This window comes from Sphingobacterium multivorum, from assembly GCF_039511225.1.
GTDB lineage: Bacteria > Bacteroidota > Bacteroidia > Sphingobacteriales > Sphingobacteriaceae > Sphingobacterium.
This window is the reverse complement of record NZ_CP154261.1, coordinates 5,101,394-5,119,227: the sequence shown is the minus strand read 5'-3', so window position 1 is coordinate 5,119,227 and position 17,834 is coordinate 5,101,394. Positions and strand designations below refer to the sequence as shown.

Sequence of the window (17,834 nt, the reverse complement as noted above, 5' to 3'; positions counted from 1 at the left end):
GTTATTGAATTGCTGTAATGATATTGGAAGCGTCCAATGCGCTGCTGCCCGTATTGGTTAATTTAGCAAATATATGCTCCAATGATTCGTTAGGATCTGTTTTTAGTTCCTCAATCGTACCATCCGCAATGATGCTCCCCTGGTTTATCAGTAAGATTCGATCAGATACTTTTTCAACAACGTCCATCATATGTGAACAATAGAAAATTGTTTTCCCTTCTTTTGCAAGTAATGAGATAAGTTCTTTAACAAAGATAACAGCATTAGCATCGAGTCCAGATAATGGTTCATCCAGCACGATAATTTGTGGGTTATGAATAATTCCTGAAATTAAAAGTACTTTTTGACGCATTCCTTTGGAGAAGGTATCCATCCTATTATTTACATTAGATTCAAGGCCAAACGCCGCTAACAGTTTTAAGGAACGTTCCTGAATGACTTTATCTTCCATTCCATAGAGTTTACCTACAAAATCCAGGTATTCCATGGGAGTCAGTACATCATATAATTCTGCGTTTTCGGGAACATATCCCAATAATGCTTTTACTGCAAGTGGATCTTTTTGAATATTGATGCCATTTATTTCTACAGTGCCTGTGAAGTCCTCGATAAGTCCTGTTAATATTTTAACAGTAGTGGATTTGCCGGCACCATTTGGGCCAATATATCCGATAACTTGACCTGGGAATATGTCGAGGTTGATTCCTTTCAATATTTCTTTTTCTCCGTATGATTTTTTTAGGTCAACAATCCGGATGAGAGGTAATATACTTTCCATATCATTATAATCTTCAAAGTAAACTTACATAAAAAATTGGAGTTATAGTTTCCAATTGAAAAGTATATGATTCCTAATTTTGAGAAGAAAGTCTTTATTTTAATCCATGGAAAAGGGACCTTCCGGTCCCTTCAAAAACTATGTTATTTTCGGAAAAACTATCTATCGTTTTTAGGATATCCCTCTTCATCGAGATCATCTCTCAAATCTTCTTCGTTCTCGGCTAATTTCTTGTCCAAAGGAGATAAACGTTCATGATCAAAAGTCTCGATTCGCATGTTAGCATTATCTAGATCTTCCTCTTTGAGTTCATCTTGTGTTGCATACTCATCTCCGACAAAAGGATTAGAGTCATCGTATGTTGAATCATCATCAATTGCACCTTCAGCTACTGTATCGTAGTCAGCCGGGTGATCGTAGTCTGGATCGTTGTCATCGACATCCATTTCATAACTGTCAAGTTCTTCATTAAAAGCAAGGTCCTGCTCTTTATCTGGATAGTCTTCTTCGACTTTCCCATTTTTACTTTCTTTTTTCGACATAATCCTGCTAATTTTTATTTATCTGTAAAACAGTTCCCGTAAAAAAAAGTTTTTGATTTATCTGTGAAAGCGAATGTTCCAGTGCCACTAGGAGGTCAGGAATGTGAAGATTCTTTTGGAAAGATAAAATCCAAAAAATGGTTAAAGCAGTAAAACAATATAATTATATGTTTGTTTTATTTTAAAATAGGAATTATGATCTTCAAGCGTTTAAATTATCAGACTTTACAGAGTTTACGCCTACAAGGCTACAATATTTTATTGACCATTGGTCGGGCTGAAGATGAGAACCCAATTTATTTCCCAATGAAATTGGAATCTTTTAATTCCAGTGGCTCAAATTTTGACAGTCATGATGCAGGGACCTTTCAAGGAAAGAAGATTCTTATTTTGGATGAAGCCATTCAACGCTCTTTAAATCACGATCTTAATGGTGTAATCCAACTCGACAATTAAGCACTATTTTTAGCTCTTTTATAAGAGCTGGGTGTAATATTTCTTTTCTTCTTATAGAAATTGGTTAGGTGACTTTCATCATTAAATCCGAGTTCTTCTACAATTTGTTTCATCGTGTATCTATTGGATGCTAGTCGCTCCTCAATTAGTTTAATACGAATATCGTCTATATACACTTTGTAGCTTTTTGAATATCTTTTTTTAAAAAAGGCCCCAAAATAATTTGCTGAAATTTGGAACTGATCTGCAATCGACTTGATTTGTAATTTATCCGGGAAATAGATATTTTGCTGTATGTATTGCTCGATCTCTTGAGACATTTCATAAGACTCGTTAATGCGTAGCTCTAGGTCCTTCAATATATTTTCGACTAAAGCGAAAAGCGACATGGTTTGGTGGAATATAAAAATTGATGCCGCTTCATCTTCACTCTCATATTGTTGAATTAGCGAGATTACCCGCTCGATCAGTTTTTTATTTTCCTTTTTAAGGGATAGGCTCTTATTTAACAATGTCTTCGAGTTAAAGATATCAACCGGGTTGTGAGTAAGTCTAAAATTTTGTTGTATAAAGTGCAGATCTTTAAAGTAGGAGTTGGAGAAATAGAGTACAAATGCAGTTGTATCTTTTTTTGTCTCAAGTGTTTCGAAATCTTTATTCAAAAAAAGTAAATTCTCTTTGGAAAATTTTAAATTATTCCCTTTCGATACGAGTGTGCCTTCGGCTATATAAACTAACGCAAAATCAAAACCCGTTTTATTGAGTTCTAATTTTTCTTTATGCTTGATTTTTTGAGATTCGAAAGATAAATTCATCATATGTACAGAGTCTATTGGAATAATCGCTACAAACCTAAGAAAAATGGATTAAAGACCTTGCTATTTCCTCTTTTAAACCGGCATGTAATACAGTTGCGTATTCACCATAAAATAAATCATTCGTTATTTTAAACGATTATCAGGTGCTTTTTGCATTTCTGGTCATCTGTTCAATAGCATCCCATTGATCTTCAGGAATAATATCCAATCCATTGAACTCACCTGCTCCCTTAAGCCACTCGCCGCCATCTATCGTGATAACATCACCGTTGATATAACTGGCGTAATCGGATACCAGATAGGCCGCGAGGTTGGCCAATTCCTCCAGTTTGCCCAAGCGGCCCAAGGGGATACGTTTGGTAGGCGAGAGAAGTTCGCCTAATTCACCTGGAAGTAGCCGTTCCATGGCACCTGAAGTTTGGAATGGACCCGGAGCTATAGCATTGAGTCTTATCCCTTTTTTTCCCCATTCAACGGCTAACGATCGAGTTAATGCAAGAACTCCGGCTTTAGCTGTTGCAGAAGGAACAACGTAGCCAGAACCCGTCCAAGCATAGGTTGTGACGATACTTAGTATAGCTTTATTATGTTCGTTGGCCTCAATCCAACGCTTGCCCAGTGCTAGGGTATAGTTTATACTACCTTGGAGAACGATACCAATAACAGATTCGAAGGCGCGGTGGCTTAAACGTTCGGTAGGGGAGATAAAATTTCCGGCAGCATTGTTTATGAGTATATCTATCCCGCCAAAATGTTCATATCCAAAGGAAACGACGCGCTCGACATCCTCATAATTTCGGACATCTCCAGCTACTGCAAGACATTTCGCCTGATATTTTTCCGACAATTCGTTCGCTGTATGCTGTATAACATCATCTTTACGGCTCGTGATCAGGCAAGAGGCGCCAAGCTCGAGAAAGTAATCTGTCATGGCTTTTCCGAGGCCTGTACCACCACCCGTAATCAAAATTCGTTTTCCTTTTAACGCGTTTTCCTTTAACATACCCATATGCTGTCCAGTTTTTATGTATCCTTAAGTTACACAAATTTGGGATAAAATAAAAGCCAAGGCCAGCGGTGAAAAATAGTTCGGGAATAAATGAAAGAAGAGATATAAACAAAAACAGGAGCCATTCGAAGAATAGCTCCTGTTTTAAAAATTTCCAATTCTGGTAATAGAATGAATTATGCTTATGCGCCCAATTGTACGCGTTTGAAAGCAGTTACAGTTAATCCTTTGGAAACTGAATCTAAGAATTGAGCGATGTTTTTAGAAGAATCTTTTACGAATTCTTGGTTTAACAAAGTTGTGTCTTTGAAGAATTTATTCAATTTACCTTGAGCGATTTTCTCAGCCATTTCAGCAGGTTTACCTTCAGCAATGATTTGCTCTTTAGCAATAGCGATTTCACGCTCGATTGTGTTTTGATCAACACCATCTTTGTCAATTGCGATAGGGTTCATTGCGGCAATTTGCATTGCTACATCTTTACCTGCTTCTTCAGCACCAGCAGCATCAGCAGAAAGACCTACTAATACACCTAAACGGTAGTTACCGTGAATATAAGCGATAACCTTTTCAGCAGTGATAGTTTCGTATTTAGAAACGTCAATTTTCTCGCCAATTACACCAGTTTGCTCGATTAATAAATCAGCGATGTTTTTGCCATCAAGTTCCAAACCTTTTAATTCTTCCAAAGAAGCAGGTTTACTGTTTAATGCAACGTCTGCAATTTTTTCAGCGAAAGCAACGAAGTCTGCGTTTTTAGCTACGAAGTCAGTTTCACAGTTAACTTCAACTACGATACCTGATTTACCATCAGCAGTAGCTTTAGCGATGATAACACCTTCGTTAGAGTCGCGATCTTGACGGCTAGCAGCTACTTTAGCGCCTTTTTTACGCAAGTAATCAACAGCAGCTTCAAAGTCACCATTAGACTCAACTAAAGCTTTTTTACAATCCATCATACCAGCGCCAGTTTGTTGACGCAATTTGTTCACATCTGATGCAGAAATTTGTACTGACATGTTTATTTCTTTTTATTATTATTTACGACTGAAATTTGTACAATATTAACTTAAAACATGTTAAGCTAATATGAAGTTTAACATTTCTTGATAAACGAGTATTGTTAAACCAAAAAACCGGACAGAGAGGCTAGTTCAAGAAAAGTAAACTTTTCCAGAAACTAACGCTACGCCATCCGGTTTGGAATAAAAATATTATTCTCCGTCTTTCGCTTTGCGAGGACGTTTAGCTTCTGAAGCATCACTATTATCAACTTTTGCTTTAGCAGCAGCAGCATCTTTTTCAGCTTCTTCTTCTTTGTCGCGTTTGCGCTCGTCCAAACCTTCTTGGATTGCTTGACCAATGATACCGGCGATTAAGCTAATAGATTTGCTAGCGTCATCATTTGCTGGGATTGGGAAATCAATGTTTGAAGGATCAGAGTTTGTATCTACCATTGCAAAAGTAGGGATGTTCAATTTCATTGCTTCAGAAACAGCGATGTGTTCTTTTTTCACATCGATGATGAATAAAGCAGCTGGTAAACGGTTCAAATCAGCGATACCTCCTAAAAGGTTTTCTAATTTGATACGCTCACGTTGAATCATCAACTTCTCTTTTTTAGACAATACATCATATGTACCATCTTTTTGCATTTTGTCAATGTTAGACATTTTTTTGATAGACTTACGAACTGTAGCGAAGTTTGTAAGCATACCACCTAACCAACGCTCAGTTACAAAAGGCATATTAACCTCTTTTGCTTGTTGTGCGATGATCTCTTTTGCTTGTTTTTTCGTAGCGACGAATAAAACTTTGCGACCTGATTTTACGATTTGTTTGATAGCTGAAGCAGCTTCTTCTAATTTCGTAAGAGTTTTGTTCAAGTCAATGATGTGGATACCGTTGCGTTCCATGAAAATGTACTTAGCCATTTTCGGATCCCATTTACGTGTAAGGTGACCAAAGTGCACACCTGCATCCAATAAATCTTGATAAGTAGTTCTTGCCATTTTTTGATCCTCCTTTGATTAACGTTTACTGAATTGGAATCTTCTACGAGCTTTACGACGTCCTGGTTTCTTACGTTCAACCATGCGGTCATCACGTGTTACTAAACCTTTAGCGCGTAATGCAGGTTTAACTTCTGGGTTAAGCTCAACCAAAGCTTTTGCGATCGCTAAGCGAACAGCTTCTGCTTGACCTTTAACACCACCTCCGTTAACGTTTACTTTTACATCAAAGTTTGCTAATTCACCAGCTACGTTCAATGACTGTGTAGCGATGTATTGCAAAGGTAATGTTGGGAAATACTCTTTGTAGTCTTTACCGTTTATGATAATGTTTCCGCTACCAGCAGTTAAGTAAATGCGGGCAACAGCAGTTTTTCTTCTTCCTGAAGTGTTAGTTGTTGACATGACGATTCTCCTTAAAATTTAACTGGTTTTGGATTTTGTGCTTCATGCTTGTGCTCAGTACCAGCATAAACGTAAAGGTTTTTAAACAATTGACGACCTAAACGGTTTTTAGGAAGCATACCACGAACAGCTTTTTCAATAATGCGTTCAGGAAATTTAGCCATTAACTCTTTAGGAGAAACGAAACGTTGACCACCTGGGTATCCAGTGTAGCGTACGTAAACTTTGTCGCCTAATTTGTTTCCTGTCAATTTAATTTTGTCTGCATTGATAACAATCACGTTATCTCCACAGTCTACGTGTGGGGTGAATGTAGGCTTATGCTTACCACGAATTACTTTCGCGATGTTGCTCGCCAAACGCCCCAAAATCTCTCCTTCAGCGTCAACAACGATCCACTCTTTGTTAACGGTGTTCTTGTTGGCAGAGACAGTTTTGTAACTTAACGTATTCACTTGCTTTTGTTTAAATAATTTATTAAAAAATTTTTCTTCCCCTTATCTCAAGGGTCTGCAAAGGTACATCTATTATTCTATATTTTAAAATCTATTTTGCTTATTTTGTTGAAAACGAGTTGAATTTCAAGCGAGCCCCACTAATCTCAATATTTTTACAACTTCCTCGAATGAATATTGTTACATTAGTTAGTATATTGCAGGAAGAATTTTTAAATTATTATAGCGGAAGTAGATGAGATTGAATTTTTTAGATAAACGATTTTTTTTAAGTTTTATTGGTTTACTCCTAGTAGCACTGGGCTCATTAAAGGCACAATCTTCGGATAATAAGCCTAAACCTTACGATGCACGACTCAAAAACGTACAGGAAATATTGAAGCAAGGAAAAATTGGCCCCGGGATGGATTCTTTGGATGCTATAATCGCAGATTACCCACAAGCCGATGACATCTATTTTACAAAGGCAATTCTTCTTGCGCAGATGAGAAATCAAGATGGAGCGATCGAAGCTATAAAAGAAGCGCTGAATATTCAGTCGAAGCCGGAATATCTAAGTTTTGCTGTAGATGCATTTAAAAGTAAAAACGACGCGGATAGTGCTTTAATCTATCTCGATAAGTTGATAGATCGAGATGACAATAATACTGCCTCACTAAAACGGGAGCGTATCATGCTCCTTTTCAATGGTGGGTACAAGGATGTGGCTTTGGAGTATTTCTATAAAACCAAAGAGATCGCTGTCGCTTCTGATACATTGGACATGGTTGGCAGTGTGTTGTTAAATGATGCCGGTAATTATAAGGCTGTCATTGATCTTTTGAAGCCCTGGGCAGACAAAGGGACTTCGCTGGCTCAAGTGTATGGACAATTAGCGCAAGCCTATAATCTTTCCAAAAACTCGAAGCTTGCATTGGACTACATTAATAAAGGAATTCAGACGACAAAAGAGGATTTTCTTTATTTCGATTTGGCTGATCTCTATCGATTTGATAAAAAGCTGAAATTATCTTTCGATGCACTTAAGCAAGGATTTCAATCTAAGAAAGTTGATTTTGCAGATAAGAATCGGATTATAATGACCTTGTTGAATCCGAAAGGTCCCTATACAAAAGACCAACTTTTGGAATTGGTGAATATCTTGGTTGAAGTTCATCCACGTATTGCCGAAAGCCATATGGCAAAGGGACAAGTGTTATGGTTGAGAGACGATAAGTCCGCTGCTCAAAGTTCACTAGCGGTAGCCGTGAGTATGAACCCCTACCAGATCGATGCTTGGCGGATGCTGATGAGTTTGGATATGGACAAAGGTGAATTTGATCAAGCCATTGCACATGGTGGGGAAGCGTTACACTATGTGGCCAATAATGCGACCATACTCTATTTTACGAGTATGGCCTATTTGATGAAAAAAGACATGGAAAATAGCCGAAAGTTTATGGAGGCTGCACTTAATAATGCACAGGATGAATCGCCTTTTCTACAAGCAAATATTTATGGGGGATTAGGTGATATTTATAATTCACTTCAGATGTATAAAGCCTCTGACGCGGCTTACATCGAAGCTATTCGATTGGATAGTACAAATGTGACGGCGATGAACAATTTAGCATACTATTTGTCGTTAAGAAAAGAACGACTTGATGAAGCTACAAAGTATGCCGCAATGGCGACGAAATTGCAGCCCAATAATGGAACTTTTGAAGATACCTATGCTTGGGTACTTTTTGCAAATGGAAAATATGATGACGCACTAGTATGGATTCAAAAAGCGTTAAAAAATACAAATCCGCAAACGGCGGTATTACTGGAACACTATGGCGACATTTTGATTAAGTTAGGGAAAACAACGGATGCCGTTAAGCAGTGGAACCTCGCTTTAGAAAAGGGAGCTGATACGGAGGAGGGTAAGCTGAAATTGAAAAAGAAGATTGAGACTAAAAGCTATGTGGAATAAAATTGTTTGGGTTAGTGCTGTTGTGTTGCTGCTTTCTTCTTGTAGTTCTAAGAAGAAACTACTAAAAGGTGCTGACCTTAAAGCTGAAAACGAGTTGACCATAAAAGATAATACAAGGGAGGCGAAAAAGAATAGCTTACGTGATCTTTTTTTGACCAATTTGAATTATTCTACTTTTTCTGGAAAAGCGAAGATGCGTCTCGATCTTGGGAAGGACAATTATGATGTCACTTCTACTATTCGAATAGAGAAAGATAAAAGGATCTGGATTTCCATTTCTGCTACACTGGGTATAGAGGTTGCCCGGGTATTGATCACTCCAGACAGTGTACAAATTTTAAATAAGTTTCAGAGCGAATATATGGTTAAGCCATTTGACTACCTATATCGTTTTGCCAGTCCGGATTTAACTTTCGGAAATCTACAGGATTTGTTGCTAGCCAATCTTTCGGTGAATCTATTGTCCGATATTGATCAGGTTAATTTTAAACAGGACTCGATGTCTGTCCAGTTGGATGGCAAACTGAATGAACTAGATTTTTTATATAAGTTAAATAATAACAATAGGCCTTATCAGTTTAGATTAGCGCAACTTTCAAAAAAACAATTGCTGGAGGCCAATTACGGTGAATATGCCATGGCCTCTGGACAAGAATTTCCGATGCTTTTAAAAATGATCATTTCTGATGGTCGTCAAGAGATAAAAACAGAGATAAATTTTAACAAAGTGACTTTTAATGAACCAGTCGAAATGCCTTTTTCAGTATCGTCACGTTACAAAGTAATCCGATGAGAAGCTGTCTATTTCCTTTAGATTTATTACTTTCGCAATTAGTTTGCTAAAGTATGGGGTGAATTAATAGGATAGAAAGATGGCAAACACAAAAAAATAGTACTGTAAATGAACTTTAAAAAGACAATACTTGGTATAGCTGCTTTCCTATTCATGATTGGGATTTCATCGGCGCAGACTAGGGCTGAACTTGAAAAACAGCGTGAGAAACTCAATCGTGAAATTGCTGAATTACAGAATACGGTCAAAGAGATTGCAAAGGAAAAATCACTTACTCAACAACAAGTGACAGCATTGAGTAAGCAGATTAATTTGCGCGAGCAGAAGATAAATACCATTACTTCGGAAGTAGCTGTAATTAACAAACATATCAATGCCAATACCGCTGCCGTAAATAAGTTAAAGGCCGAATTGGAGAAGATGAAACGTGACTATGAGAAGATGGTGATGTTTGCGTTCAGAAACCGGAATGCCTATAATAAATTGATGTTTATTTTTGCATCCAAGGATTTTAATCAGGGGTTCCGACGGGTTAAGTACTTACAACAGTTTAACGATTCTAGAAAGCTGAAAGCTGCTGATATCGAAAATACAAAGAAACAGATTGAACAAAAAATTGCTCAATTGCAGGCGGACCGAAACAAACAGGTTGCCTTGATGAAAGAGCAGGAAAATGAGAAAAAAACCATATCTCAACAGCGATCTGTTTATTCTGGACAATTGAGTGAATTGATTGTTACAGAGCGCGGCGTGAAGAAAGATATTACCCAAAAGCAAAAAGAGGAGCGTCGTATTAATGCGGCCATCAAGGAGATCATTAGAAGAGAAATTGAGGCTGAACGTCGACGAGCTGAGGCGGCGCGTCGTGCTGCGGAAGCTGCTGCTGAACGGAATCGCAAAGCGAATGAGTCCACATCAACTACAAAGGGTAAGAACAATACAAAAACGAGTACTTCGAAGATGTCAGAATCTGAGGTGCTCCGTAGTACACCAGAAGCAGTTAAACTTTCAAATGACTTCAGATCTAACCGCGGTAGTTTACCTTGGCCTGTTTCCAATGCGAAGATCATGCAAGATTTTGGAGGGGAAAGTGTCGGAAGAAATGTCAATGTGGAACATATATCCGTGAAAATACAAACTTCTAGTGGTGCGGCTGTGAAAGCTGTTTTCGCAGGAGAGGTAAGTAGTGTTTTAACAATGTATGGTCAACGTATCATAATGATTAAACATGGTGAGTACTATACTGTCTACAATAATATGGGAAGTGTAAGTGTTTCTAAAGGGCAAAAAGTAAGCACGGGTCAAACTATAGGAACGGCGGATGTGGACTCCGATACAGGTGTGCCAATGGTTGACTTCTCTGTTTATCAAGGGTCAACACCACTGAATCCGATGTCATGGTTGGCGAGATAAGAAATAATTACTATATTTAATAATTATCATTACATTTGTAAATAGAGAGAGAAGTTTTAGTTTAAAAGAATTGAAAAACAAGAAATTATAGTTATGTCAACATCATTATTAATCATGGGAATCGGGGGGCAAGAGTTAATTGTCATTGTAGTAATATTGTTACTATTATTTGGTGGCAAGAAGATTCCTGAATTGATGCGCGGATTGGGTAAAGGAGTGAAGGAATTTAAAGAAGGCCAAAAAGATGAGTCTTCACCTGAAAAAAAATCTGAAGTAGAAGATAACAAATAAGGGAGGTTTTGATCCCATATAGCATGGATACGATTTTGTGAGGAACAAAATCGTATTTTGTTTTATACGCGACCTATAGCGAAATAGGACGAAAACCATTTTATACTAAAATCCATTTCTAATCGTTTAGATTATTGTTGATTTTTCAGCAGATGAATCAAACTCGGATTTAACAGTAAATTTATGATCGGAAAACAGACGTTAATTTCAATACTAGGAGGGGTATGCTATGTACTACCACTCATGGCCCAAGAAAGCGCTGTAGAAGGTATGAAAGAAGCTGCCCATACCTTCTTTCAAAAAAGCATCGAAAAAGAAAAACAAGAGATTTACCAGTACCTGGACAGTATAAAATCTTCCGGAAGTAACCGACAGCATGATGCTGAAATTACAGATGAAGATATACAGCTTGTACGGAAATTAAAGGCAATAGAACGTGAGGTTCCATTAGACTACTCACCACGAGTGAAAGATCTGATTGCCAAATACACGTCGGATAATTATAATCCCTATATGTGTAGGATGATGGGACTAGGACAATACTATTTCCCATTGTTTGATAAAATCATGGATGAAGTAGGAGTGCCGCGGGAACTCAAATATCTAAGTGTAGTCGAATCATCATTAAATCCACGTGATATCTCTAGTGCCGGAGCAACAGGATTATGGCAATTGATGTATTATGAAGCCAAAACTTATCATCTTACGGTGGACAGTTATACCGACCAACGTATGGATCCGATCGCTTCGAGCTATGCTATTGCAAAAATCCTAAAAGAAGCTTATGATGAATATGGCGATTGGCTGTTAGCGATAGCATCCTATAATGGCGGTAAAGGAGCGGTTAGCCGTGCGATCCAACGCTCGGGAAAAGAGAATGCTACTTTTTGGGATATCGCACCATATCTGACACAACAGACCCAAAACTATATCCCTAAGTTTATCGCAATGACCTATGCGATGAAATATGCAGAAGAAAATGACATCAGTGCTGCGGATACCGAACTTTCACTAAGAACTCAGGCATTGGATATCAATAAGCGAATTTCATTGAACCAGATAGCGGATGCTTTACAGGTGTCCAAAGAGACATTACGCGCGCTGAATCCTAGTTTTAAAAGAAATGTATTAAATGGTACTGAAGAGTCTCCATTGCGATTAGTTTTACCTGTATTCGATAAAAAGATTGCCGCAGAGGAATTGTATGCAGCGCTCAATACGCCAATATCTTCGGTAAATCCTAGTCAGGCAGAAAATCTAAGTGAGCCTCTACAAAATGGGAAATATAAAGTGAAAGTCGGTGAGACATTCGCTTCCATTGCTGACAAGTTTGAAGTAACCGTACAGGATATAAAATCTTGGAATAACCTGCGTGGAAATCAAATTGTCCCGGGACAAAACTTATTGATAAAAAAGGAGGATGATTTCGTTAATGCGAAGTTAGCTCGTAATACAGAAAGGTCTTCAAAGAAGAGTCAACAGCGGACTGCTAATGCTTCGCGTACCGCTTACTATGTCGTGAAGAAAGGTGATACATTATCTGAGATCGCAGATAAAAATGGTACATCAATCGGTCGACTTAAAAGTGAAAATGATTTAAATGGAAGTCGGATAAAGCCGGGGATGAAATTGAAAGTATCAAAAAAATAACAGCATGGTTTAAATTAACCATGCTGCATCTTCTTCTTTGTCAAATTCTTCAAGAGTAACGGTAACGTGTTCTCTTAATATCGTCGAAAGCTTCGTACCATAGTAGTCACTAAATATAGGGAACTTATGGTGGCTTCTATCAATTAATACAGCCGTCCTCATTTTCTTCAATGGAACGTTCAAAAATACCCCCAATCCGTAAGCTAAGGCTCTACCACTATTCAACACATCATCAACCAAGATAATCGTCTTGTCTTTTGCAATATCAACGGGTATGTCTGTACTTGCACTCAACGATCTGCTCGTTTTCTTCATGGTAACTTTAATCAGCAGGATCTCCTTCGTTGAAATCTCCCGTAAAATCGCTTGAAGGCGTTGTGCAAATACATAACCCCGGTCAGCAATTCCTACTAATACAAGTGTATCATCTTCAAAATTGTCTTCTAAAATTTGATAGGCAATCCGAATAGATTTTTGTTTTATTTGTTCTTTATTTAAGATGAGTGTTTTCTTTGAAGACATAATAGTATTCCAATGATTATAGGGTAAAAATAGGATATTATATTGTATAAAAAAAGTCCAAAACGAGTTAAACGCTTTGGACTTTCCTAGATCGAATCAATCTTATTAATTCAATTTATTATCTTTTTCCGCTTTTAATATTTCTGCTGTAAGCGATCTATTATCCTCTGGCAAGCGGCCGCCATTGTAATAATAACGTCGCCAGTACGGTTCATCTAAATTGCTAATCATAACTCCCTTACTGGACGAGGCATGTGCAAACTTATTATCACCGATATAAACACCTACATGGGTAATACTTTTACTTCTAATTTTGAAGAATACCAAATCACCTGCTTTTAGCTCATTTTTTTCGACAGTTTTGACTTGAGAATATTGATTTCTGCTATTATATCCTAACGAAGTGTTAAATACTTTGTCGTATAATTCATAAGAAAATTTAGAACAATCAATGCCTGTTTTTGAATCTCCTCCTAGGCGGTAGGGAGTACCCAACCATTCGTAAACAAATTGATAAAGTTTAGTATTTGTTGTTGCTGAGACTGCAACTCCCATGATTTGTGAAAAGTATTCTTTTGCTAGATTATCAGGATCTGATTCTGGTTTGGAGTTTCTGTTGGTTTGTGCCTGCGACACTAGACATAAGCCGATAAATAGCATTGACGCTATAAATTTCTTTGTTTTCATTAAATCGCTTTTTTGTACAACATTTAACTTTTAAAAATTTAACACTGTCATCTATTTTGGACAGCACTGTTGCGAATATAATACAATATCAGTTTAGGGTCAAATTTATTTTAAGGTATTTAACGAAATTTTAACAATTTTAACATCTTCATAACGCCCATTTGGGCATATTGTACTTTAATAATTCTGTCAACGATCAACTACAGTACCTCGACTACCTGTTCGCGTAAAAAACGGTCTTCTAATGTCAGAATGCCACTTGATTACATGTCTCATTGTGAATCTTAAAAAAAATATTAATTTTCTTTGGTAAAGTGATAATATTTGTTCTATATTTACAAAACATAAGCAAAAGCAATGAACACAAATACAATTATTACATCGATTATTATTACCACCGGGATAAAACTCAGGAGGAAGTAGTTTCGTTGTATATAATTGTAGACACAATATTTAGAAGCGCTTTCCTCGACAAAGGAAAGCGCTTCTTTTTTTAGCACAAAAATCATCAATCTAAACAAACAGTATAAAACAGTATGAAAGTTTTAAAATTTGGAGGCACATCGGTCGGTACGGTAGAAAGTCTAAAGGCGGTCTTAAGCATTGTAAAAAAATCTTACGATGCAAAGGAAAAACCATTGGTTGTGTTGTCGGCTATGTCAGGGGTAACAAACTTACTTACCCAACTGGCGGAGGACGCTGCCGAAGGAAAGTCCTTTTCGGATGGTCTAAAGTCCTTGGAAGATAAGCATTTTACGGTTGTCAAAGAACTCTTGGCTGTGAAATATCAAAATCCTGTATTTACAAAGCTAAAGTTGTTTTTTAATGAGATAGAAGATCTCCTCCAAGGAATTTTTGCACTAAAGGAGCTGAGCAATCAAAGTAAAGATTTGATCCTTAGCTACGGTGAGCGTTGCTCAAATTATATGGTATCAAAGGTGATGGAACAATATATTCCCGAGTCTCTATTTGTAGATGCATCCCATTATGTGAAAACTGATTCAAATTTTGGTAATGCACATTTAAATGAAATGCTAACGGAGCAATTGGTGAAATCATTGTACATCACGCATGGTGATAAACTACTGTTTGTCACCGGTTTTATCGGAAGCAATGAAAATGGACGTATTACCACCTTGGGAAGGGGTGGATCAGATTATACCGCAGCGATCTTCGGGTCGATACTGGACGCAACAGCCATTGAAATTTGGACAGATGTGAATGGGATGTTAACTGCCGATCCACGTATTGTGAAGAAAGCGTTTTCCTTGCCTGTATTATCATACACAGAGGCAATGGAGTTATCTTACTTCGGTGCTAAGGTGATTTATCCTCCAACGATGATTCCGGCTTTCTTAAAGAAAATACCGATTGTTATTCGGAATACTTTTGAACCTGATTTTTCAGGGACTGTGATTCAATTCGATAGCGGAAAAACGGCACTGCCAATCAAGGGGATTTCTTCGATCTCGGATATTTCCGTCATCAACCTGAGTGGATCAGGGATGATCGGTAAATCGGGTTTTAGCGGGCGGCTTTTCACGTTATTGGCGAGAGAGCAGATCAATGTTGTGCTAATCACCCAATCATCTTCCGAACACAGCATCACATTTGCTGTCAATCCATCGGATGCCAAACGCGCTATACAATTGATCGAAGTGGAGTTTGAGCTTGAAATCCAGGCAAATAAACTGGTCGTTCCTGCGATCGAAGAAAAACTGTCTGTCTTAGCCATCGTTGGCGAAAATATGAAAAAAACTCCTGGCATGTCCGGTCGGTTATTTGCAGCGCTGGGACGCAACGGTATCAACGTCCGTGCTATTGCACAGGGCTCATCTGAATACAATATATCGGTAATTATTGGTAAGGAAGATTTAGCGAAGGCACTTAATGCCGTACACGACGCATTTTTCGCAGAGCTAAAGAAAACGCTGCATGTATTTAATATCGGCACCGGTAACATTGGCGCAACTTTATTTAAACAATTGGAAAATCAACATGACTTCCTATTGGATAAAAATGATATCGAAATTAAAGTTGTTGGAATTTCCAATAGCCGTAAAATGCTTTTCAATACCGAAGGTGTTGATTTAAATAATTGGTCCGATGAACTTGCTAAAAATGGAACTGAATCAGACCTGGCATTGTTTATAGAGCGAATGAAGGCGCTGAATTTGCCGAATTGTGTATTTATCGATAATACAGCAAGCAAATTACCGGCAACCTACTACGAAGATATCTTTAAATCAAATATTTCAATCGTCACCTGCAATAAAATTGCGAATTCAGGTAAATACGAGCAATATAAAACACTCCGTGATACTGCTCATCGACATGGTGTAGATTTCTTTTATGAAACAAATGTAGGTGCGGGATTGCCTATCGTCAGGGTGCTCAAAGACTTGATGCTTAGCGGTGACCGTATCCTGAAGATAGAGGCTATACTTTCAGGGACAATCTCGTATATTTTCAACAATTTTAAAGCAGATGCTTCTTTTTATGATGTTGTCAAACAGGCTCAGGAACTCGGATACACCGAGCCAGATCCAAGGGATGATTTGGGTGGAATAGATTTTATGCGTAAAATGCTCATCCTGGCAAGAGATGCGGGATATGCTGTTGAGGCCGAAGATGTAGACCTCGGTGCAATATTACCGCCAGCATGTTTGAAAGCCGATACAGTAGATTCTTTTTATACAGAATTGCAACAGGAAAATGAATATTTCGAAGCAATGAAGAAGAAAGCAGCCAATGAAAATAAAGTAATCCGCTACATCGGGAAATTGGAAAATGGAAAGGTATCCATTGCGATTCAGTTTGTTGATGAAAACCATCCTTTTTATGCTTTATCAGGCAGCGATAACATTATATCGTTTACAACAGAGCGTTATAAAGAACGTCCCCTTGTCGTAAAAGGTCCTGGTGCGGGAGCTGAGGTGACAGCTGCCGGTGTATTTGCAGATTTGGTAAATGTCGGAGCATAAAAACTATTCAAGGAAAATAAAAATTACGTGATGGCCAATAATTTAAATGTGGAGTATCTGAAAGATAAGGTGATAAATTTAGACAGCATGCTGTCGGAAGTTCGTGTTTTTGCGCCCGCAACTGTCGCAAATATGATCTGTGGTTTTGATATATTGGGATTTGCTGTTGAGCAACCCGGTGATGAGGTGGTTATGCGACGTACGCAACAACCTGGAGTAACGATTCGGGAAATAACTGGTGACGATGGAAGACTACCACTCGACCCTGGCAAGAATACCGTATCTGCCTGTGTGCAATATCTATTACAAGCCCTGAATATCTCATCAAAGGTAGGCGTCGAAATCGAATTGCATAAACATATGCCAATTGGATCTGGACTAGGTTCCAGTGCAGCAAGCACCGTAGCTGGGCTTTTTGCCATCAATACCATGCTCGGAAACCCTTTGACAAAAGAAGAATTATTACCATTTTGTGTTGAAGGCGAGCGTTTGGCTTGCGGTACAGGCCACGCCGATAATGTTGCCCCAGCGCTTTATGGAGGCATCACATTAATCCGGGGAAATGAACCTTTGGATGTTATTTCCATCCCTTCCCCAAAAGAACTCGTAGCAGCAGTGGTTTTTCCACAGGTCGATGTTCCCACACGTGACGCAAGACAACTCATAAAGGATAAAGTGCTGTTGAAAGACGCCGTGACACAATGGGGAAATATCGCGGGATTGGTCGCTGCATTGTTCAAAGAAGATTACGATCTCATTGCACGAAGCATGAAAGATATCCTCATTGAACCAACACGTGCAATTTTAATTCCCCAGTTTTATGAAATGAAGGAGATTGCCTTGAAAAATGGTGCGTTGAGTTTTGGTATTTCTGGCTCAGGCCCCTCTGTCGTTGCAATAACACGGGACGAAAAGATAGCAAAGGATATTGCCGACAAAATTCAGACCCATCTCAAAGAAAATGAAATTGACAGTTTTGGCTATGTTTCCCGTGTCAATGTCGAGGGACCTAGGGTATTAGATTAAAAATTATTTACGGACAGAAACGAGGTTTATAAATCT

At 38.1% G+C, this 17,834-nt stretch carries 18 protein-coding genes; 8 read left to right on the top strand and 10 right to left on the bottom strand.

The window, feature by feature from the left end; translation table 11 throughout:
- Nucleotide 1: 1 nt before the first annotated feature.
- Nucleotides 2-778 carry an ABC transporter ATP-binding protein gene (locus AAH582_RS21445; protein ID WP_070563110.1) on the bottom strand — a complete coding sequence of 259 codons (777 nt, stop codon included), beginning with the start codon at nucleotides 776-778 and terminating at the stop codon, nucleotides 2-4.
- Between the two features lie 158 nt (nucleotides 779-936).
- Complete coding sequence (locus AAH582_RS21440) at nucleotides 937-1,320, bottom strand: hypothetical protein (RefSeq protein ID WP_070563107.1); 384 nt, start codon at nucleotides 1,318-1,320, stop codon at nucleotides 937-939.
- A gap of 195 nt (nucleotides 1,321-1,515) precedes the next feature.
- Between AAH582_RS21440 and AAH582_RS21435 the strand changes: the two genes are divergently transcribed.
- Entirely contained in the window at nucleotides 1,516-1,776 is a 261-nt protein-coding gene (locus AAH582_RS21435; protein ID WP_286753106.1) for a hypothetical protein, read from the top strand.
- Here AAH582_RS21435 and AAH582_RS21430 read toward each other — a convergent pair.
- The 6 genes from AAH582_RS21430 to rplM all read right to left on the bottom strand — a co-directional run bounded on the left by AAH582_RS21430 (nucleotide 1,773) and on the right by rplM (nucleotide 6,475).
- Nucleotides 1,773-2,594, bottom strand: coding sequence for a helix-turn-helix domain-containing protein (locus tag AAH582_RS21430; protein ID WP_343320489.1), 822 nt, complete (start codon nucleotides 2,592-2,594; stop codon nucleotides 1,773-1,775). The two genes, AAH582_RS21435 and AAH582_RS21430, sit on opposite strands and share 4 nt — an antisense overlap.
- 139 nt (nucleotides 2,595-2,733) lie before the next feature.
- On the bottom strand, nucleotides 2,734-3,597 hold the full coding sequence (locus AAH582_RS21425) for an SDR family oxidoreductase (RefSeq protein WP_115049397.1): 864 nt from the start codon (nucleotides 3,595-3,597) through the stop codon (nucleotides 2,734-2,736).
- A gap of 188 nt (nucleotides 3,598-3,785) precedes the next feature.
- Entirely contained in the window at nucleotides 3,786-4,622 is an 837-nt protein-coding gene (tsf, locus tag AAH582_RS21420) for a translation elongation factor Ts (RefSeq protein ID WP_070563096.1), read from the bottom strand.
- A 195-nt stretch (nucleotides 4,623-4,817) separates the two neighbouring features.
- Nucleotides 4,818-5,615, bottom strand: coding sequence for a 30S ribosomal protein S2 (rpsB, locus tag AAH582_RS21415; protein ID WP_070563093.1), 798 nt, complete (start codon nucleotides 5,613-5,615; stop codon nucleotides 4,818-4,820).
- 18 nt (nucleotides 5,616-5,633) lie between these two features.
- Nucleotides 5,634-6,020, bottom strand: coding sequence for a 30S ribosomal protein S9 (rpsI, locus tag AAH582_RS21410; RefSeq protein WP_070563091.1), 387 nt, complete (start codon nucleotides 6,018-6,020; stop codon nucleotides 5,634-5,636).
- Nucleotides 6,021-6,031: 11 nt separating this feature from the next.
- Nucleotides 6,032-6,475 (bottom strand): 50S ribosomal protein L13, encoded by a 444-nt coding sequence (gene rplM, locus AAH582_RS21405; RefSeq protein WP_046671993.1) that lies wholly within the window; start codon nucleotides 6,473-6,475, stop codon nucleotides 6,032-6,034.
- Nucleotides 6,476-6,710: 235 nt separating this feature from the next.
- Here rplM and AAH582_RS21400 point away from each other — a divergent pair, with 235 nt between their 5' ends.
- From AAH582_RS21400 to AAH582_RS21380, 5 genes are all read left to right on the top strand, one after another.
- On the top strand, nucleotides 6,711-8,432 hold the full coding sequence (locus AAH582_RS21400; protein ID WP_286753107.1) for a tetratricopeptide repeat protein: 1,722 nt from the start codon (nucleotides 6,711-6,713) through the stop codon (nucleotides 8,430-8,432).
- Entirely contained in the window at nucleotides 8,422-9,225 is an 804-nt protein-coding gene (locus AAH582_RS21395; RefSeq protein WP_070563085.1) for a DUF4292 domain-containing protein, read from the top strand. Before AAH582_RS21400 ends, AAH582_RS21395 begins: the two co-directional genes overlap by 11 nt.
- A 108-nt stretch (nucleotides 9,226-9,333) precedes the next feature.
- A complete protein-coding gene (locus AAH582_RS21390; protein ID WP_286770024.1) occupies nucleotides 9,334-10,638 on the top strand; it encodes a murein hydrolase activator EnvC family protein in 1,305 nt (434 codons plus the stop codon).
- Between the two features lie 93 nt (nucleotides 10,639-10,731).
- Entirely contained in the window at nucleotides 10,732-10,929 is a 198-nt protein-coding gene (gene tatA / locus AAH582_RS21385; protein WP_046671996.1) for a twin-arginine translocase TatA/TatE family subunit, read from the top strand.
- 183 nt (nucleotides 10,930-11,112) lie between these two features.
- The gene (locus tag AAH582_RS21380; RefSeq protein WP_343320483.1) at nucleotides 11,113-12,579 is read left to right on the top strand and encodes a LysM peptidoglycan-binding domain-containing protein; all 1,467 of its coding nucleotides are present in this window, start codon (nucleotides 11,113-11,115) and stop codon (nucleotides 12,577-12,579) included.
- A gap of 9 nt (nucleotides 12,580-12,588) precedes the next feature.
- On the opposite strand, the gene AAH582_RS21375 is transcribed toward AAH582_RS21380, so the two are convergent.
- Both AAH582_RS21375 and AAH582_RS21370 read right to left on the bottom strand, forming a co-directional pair.
- The gene (locus AAH582_RS21375) at nucleotides 12,589-13,101 is read right to left on the bottom strand and encodes a phosphoribosyltransferase family protein (protein ID WP_046671998.1); all 513 of its coding nucleotides are present in this window, start codon (nucleotides 13,099-13,101) and stop codon (nucleotides 12,589-12,591) included.
- Between the two features lie 105 nt (nucleotides 13,102-13,206).
- Nucleotides 13,207-13,788: a C40 family peptidase gene (locus AAH582_RS21370; protein WP_343320481.1), complete on the bottom strand. Its 582-nt coding sequence runs from the start codon at nucleotides 13,786-13,788 to the stop codon at nucleotides 13,207-13,209.
- A 536-nt stretch (nucleotides 13,789-14,324) separates the two neighbouring features.
- On the opposite strand from AAH582_RS21370, the gene thrA reads away from it, so the two are divergent.
- Nucleotides 14,325-16,772, top strand: coding sequence for a bifunctional aspartate kinase/homoserine dehydrogenase I (thrA, locus tag AAH582_RS21365; RefSeq protein ID WP_343320479.1), 2,448 nt, complete (start codon nucleotides 14,325-14,327; stop codon nucleotides 16,770-16,772).
- An 87-nt stretch (nucleotides 16,773-16,859) separates the two neighbouring features.
- Entirely contained in the window at nucleotides 16,860-17,798 is a 939-nt protein-coding gene (locus tag AAH582_RS21360; RefSeq protein ID WP_046672011.1) for a homoserine kinase, read from the top strand.
- Nucleotides 17,799-17,834 lie beyond the last annotated feature (36 nt).

Bases quoted from the DNA above. Each gene is read 5' to 3' on its own strand.
- AAH582_RS21445 (WP_070563110.1), bottom strand. From the start codon at position 778: ATGGAAAGTATATTACCTCTCATCCGGATTGTTGACCTAAAAAAATCA.
- AAH582_RS21440 (WP_070563107.1), bottom strand. From the start codon at position 1,320: ATGTCGAAAAAAGAAAGTAAAAATGGGAAAGTCGAAGAAGACTATCCA.
- AAH582_RS21435 (WP_286753106.1), top strand. From the start codon at position 1,516: ATGATCTTCAAGCGTTTAAATTATCAGACTTTACAGAGTTTACGCCTA.
- AAH582_RS21430 (WP_343320489.1), bottom strand. From the start codon at position 2,594: ATGATGAATTTATCTTTCGAATCTCAAAAAATCAAGCATAAAGAAAAA.
- AAH582_RS21425 (WP_115049397.1), bottom strand. From the start codon at position 3,597: ATGTTAAAGGAAAACGCGTTAAAAGGAAAACGAATTTTGATTACGGGT.
- tsf (WP_070563096.1), bottom strand. From the start codon at position 4,622: ATGTCAGTACAAATTTCTGCATCAGATGTGAACAAATTGCGTCAACAA.
- rpsB (WP_070563093.1), bottom strand. From the start codon at position 5,615: ATGGCAAGAACTACTTATCAAGATTTATTGGATGCAGGTGTGCACTTT.
- rpsI (WP_070563091.1), bottom strand. From the start codon at position 6,020: ATGTCAACAACTAACACTTCAGGAAGAAGAAAAACTGCTGTTGCCCGC.
- AAH582_RS21400 (WP_286753107.1), top strand. From the start codon at position 6,711: ATGAGATTGAATTTTTTAGATAAACGATTTTTTTTAAGTTTTATTGGT.
- AAH582_RS21395 (WP_070563085.1), top strand. From the start codon at position 8,422: ATGTGGAATAAAATTGTTTGGGTTAGTGCTGTTGTGTTGCTGCTTTCT.
- AAH582_RS21390 (WP_286770024.1), top strand. From the start codon at position 9,334: ATGAACTTTAAAAAGACAATACTTGGTATAGCTGCTTTCCTATTCATG.
- tatA (WP_046671996.1), top strand. From the start codon at position 10,732: ATGTCAACATCATTATTAATCATGGGAATCGGGGGGCAAGAGTTAATT.
- AAH582_RS21380 (WP_343320483.1), top strand. From the start codon at position 11,113: ATGATCGGAAAACAGACGTTAATTTCAATACTAGGAGGGGTATGCTAT.
- AAH582_RS21375 (WP_046671998.1), bottom strand. From the start codon at position 13,101: ATGTCTTCAAAGAAAACACTCATCTTAAATAAAGAACAAATAAAACAA.
- AAH582_RS21370 (WP_343320481.1), bottom strand. From the start codon at position 13,788: ATGAAAACAAAGAAATTTATAGCGTCAATGCTATTTATCGGCTTATGT.
- thrA (WP_343320479.1), top strand. From the start codon at position 14,325: ATGAAAGTTTTAAAATTTGGAGGCACATCGGTCGGTACGGTAGAAAGT.
- AAH582_RS21360 (WP_046672011.1), top strand. From the start codon at position 16,860: ATGCTGTCGGAAGTTCGTGTTTTTGCGCCCGCAACTGTCGCAAATATG.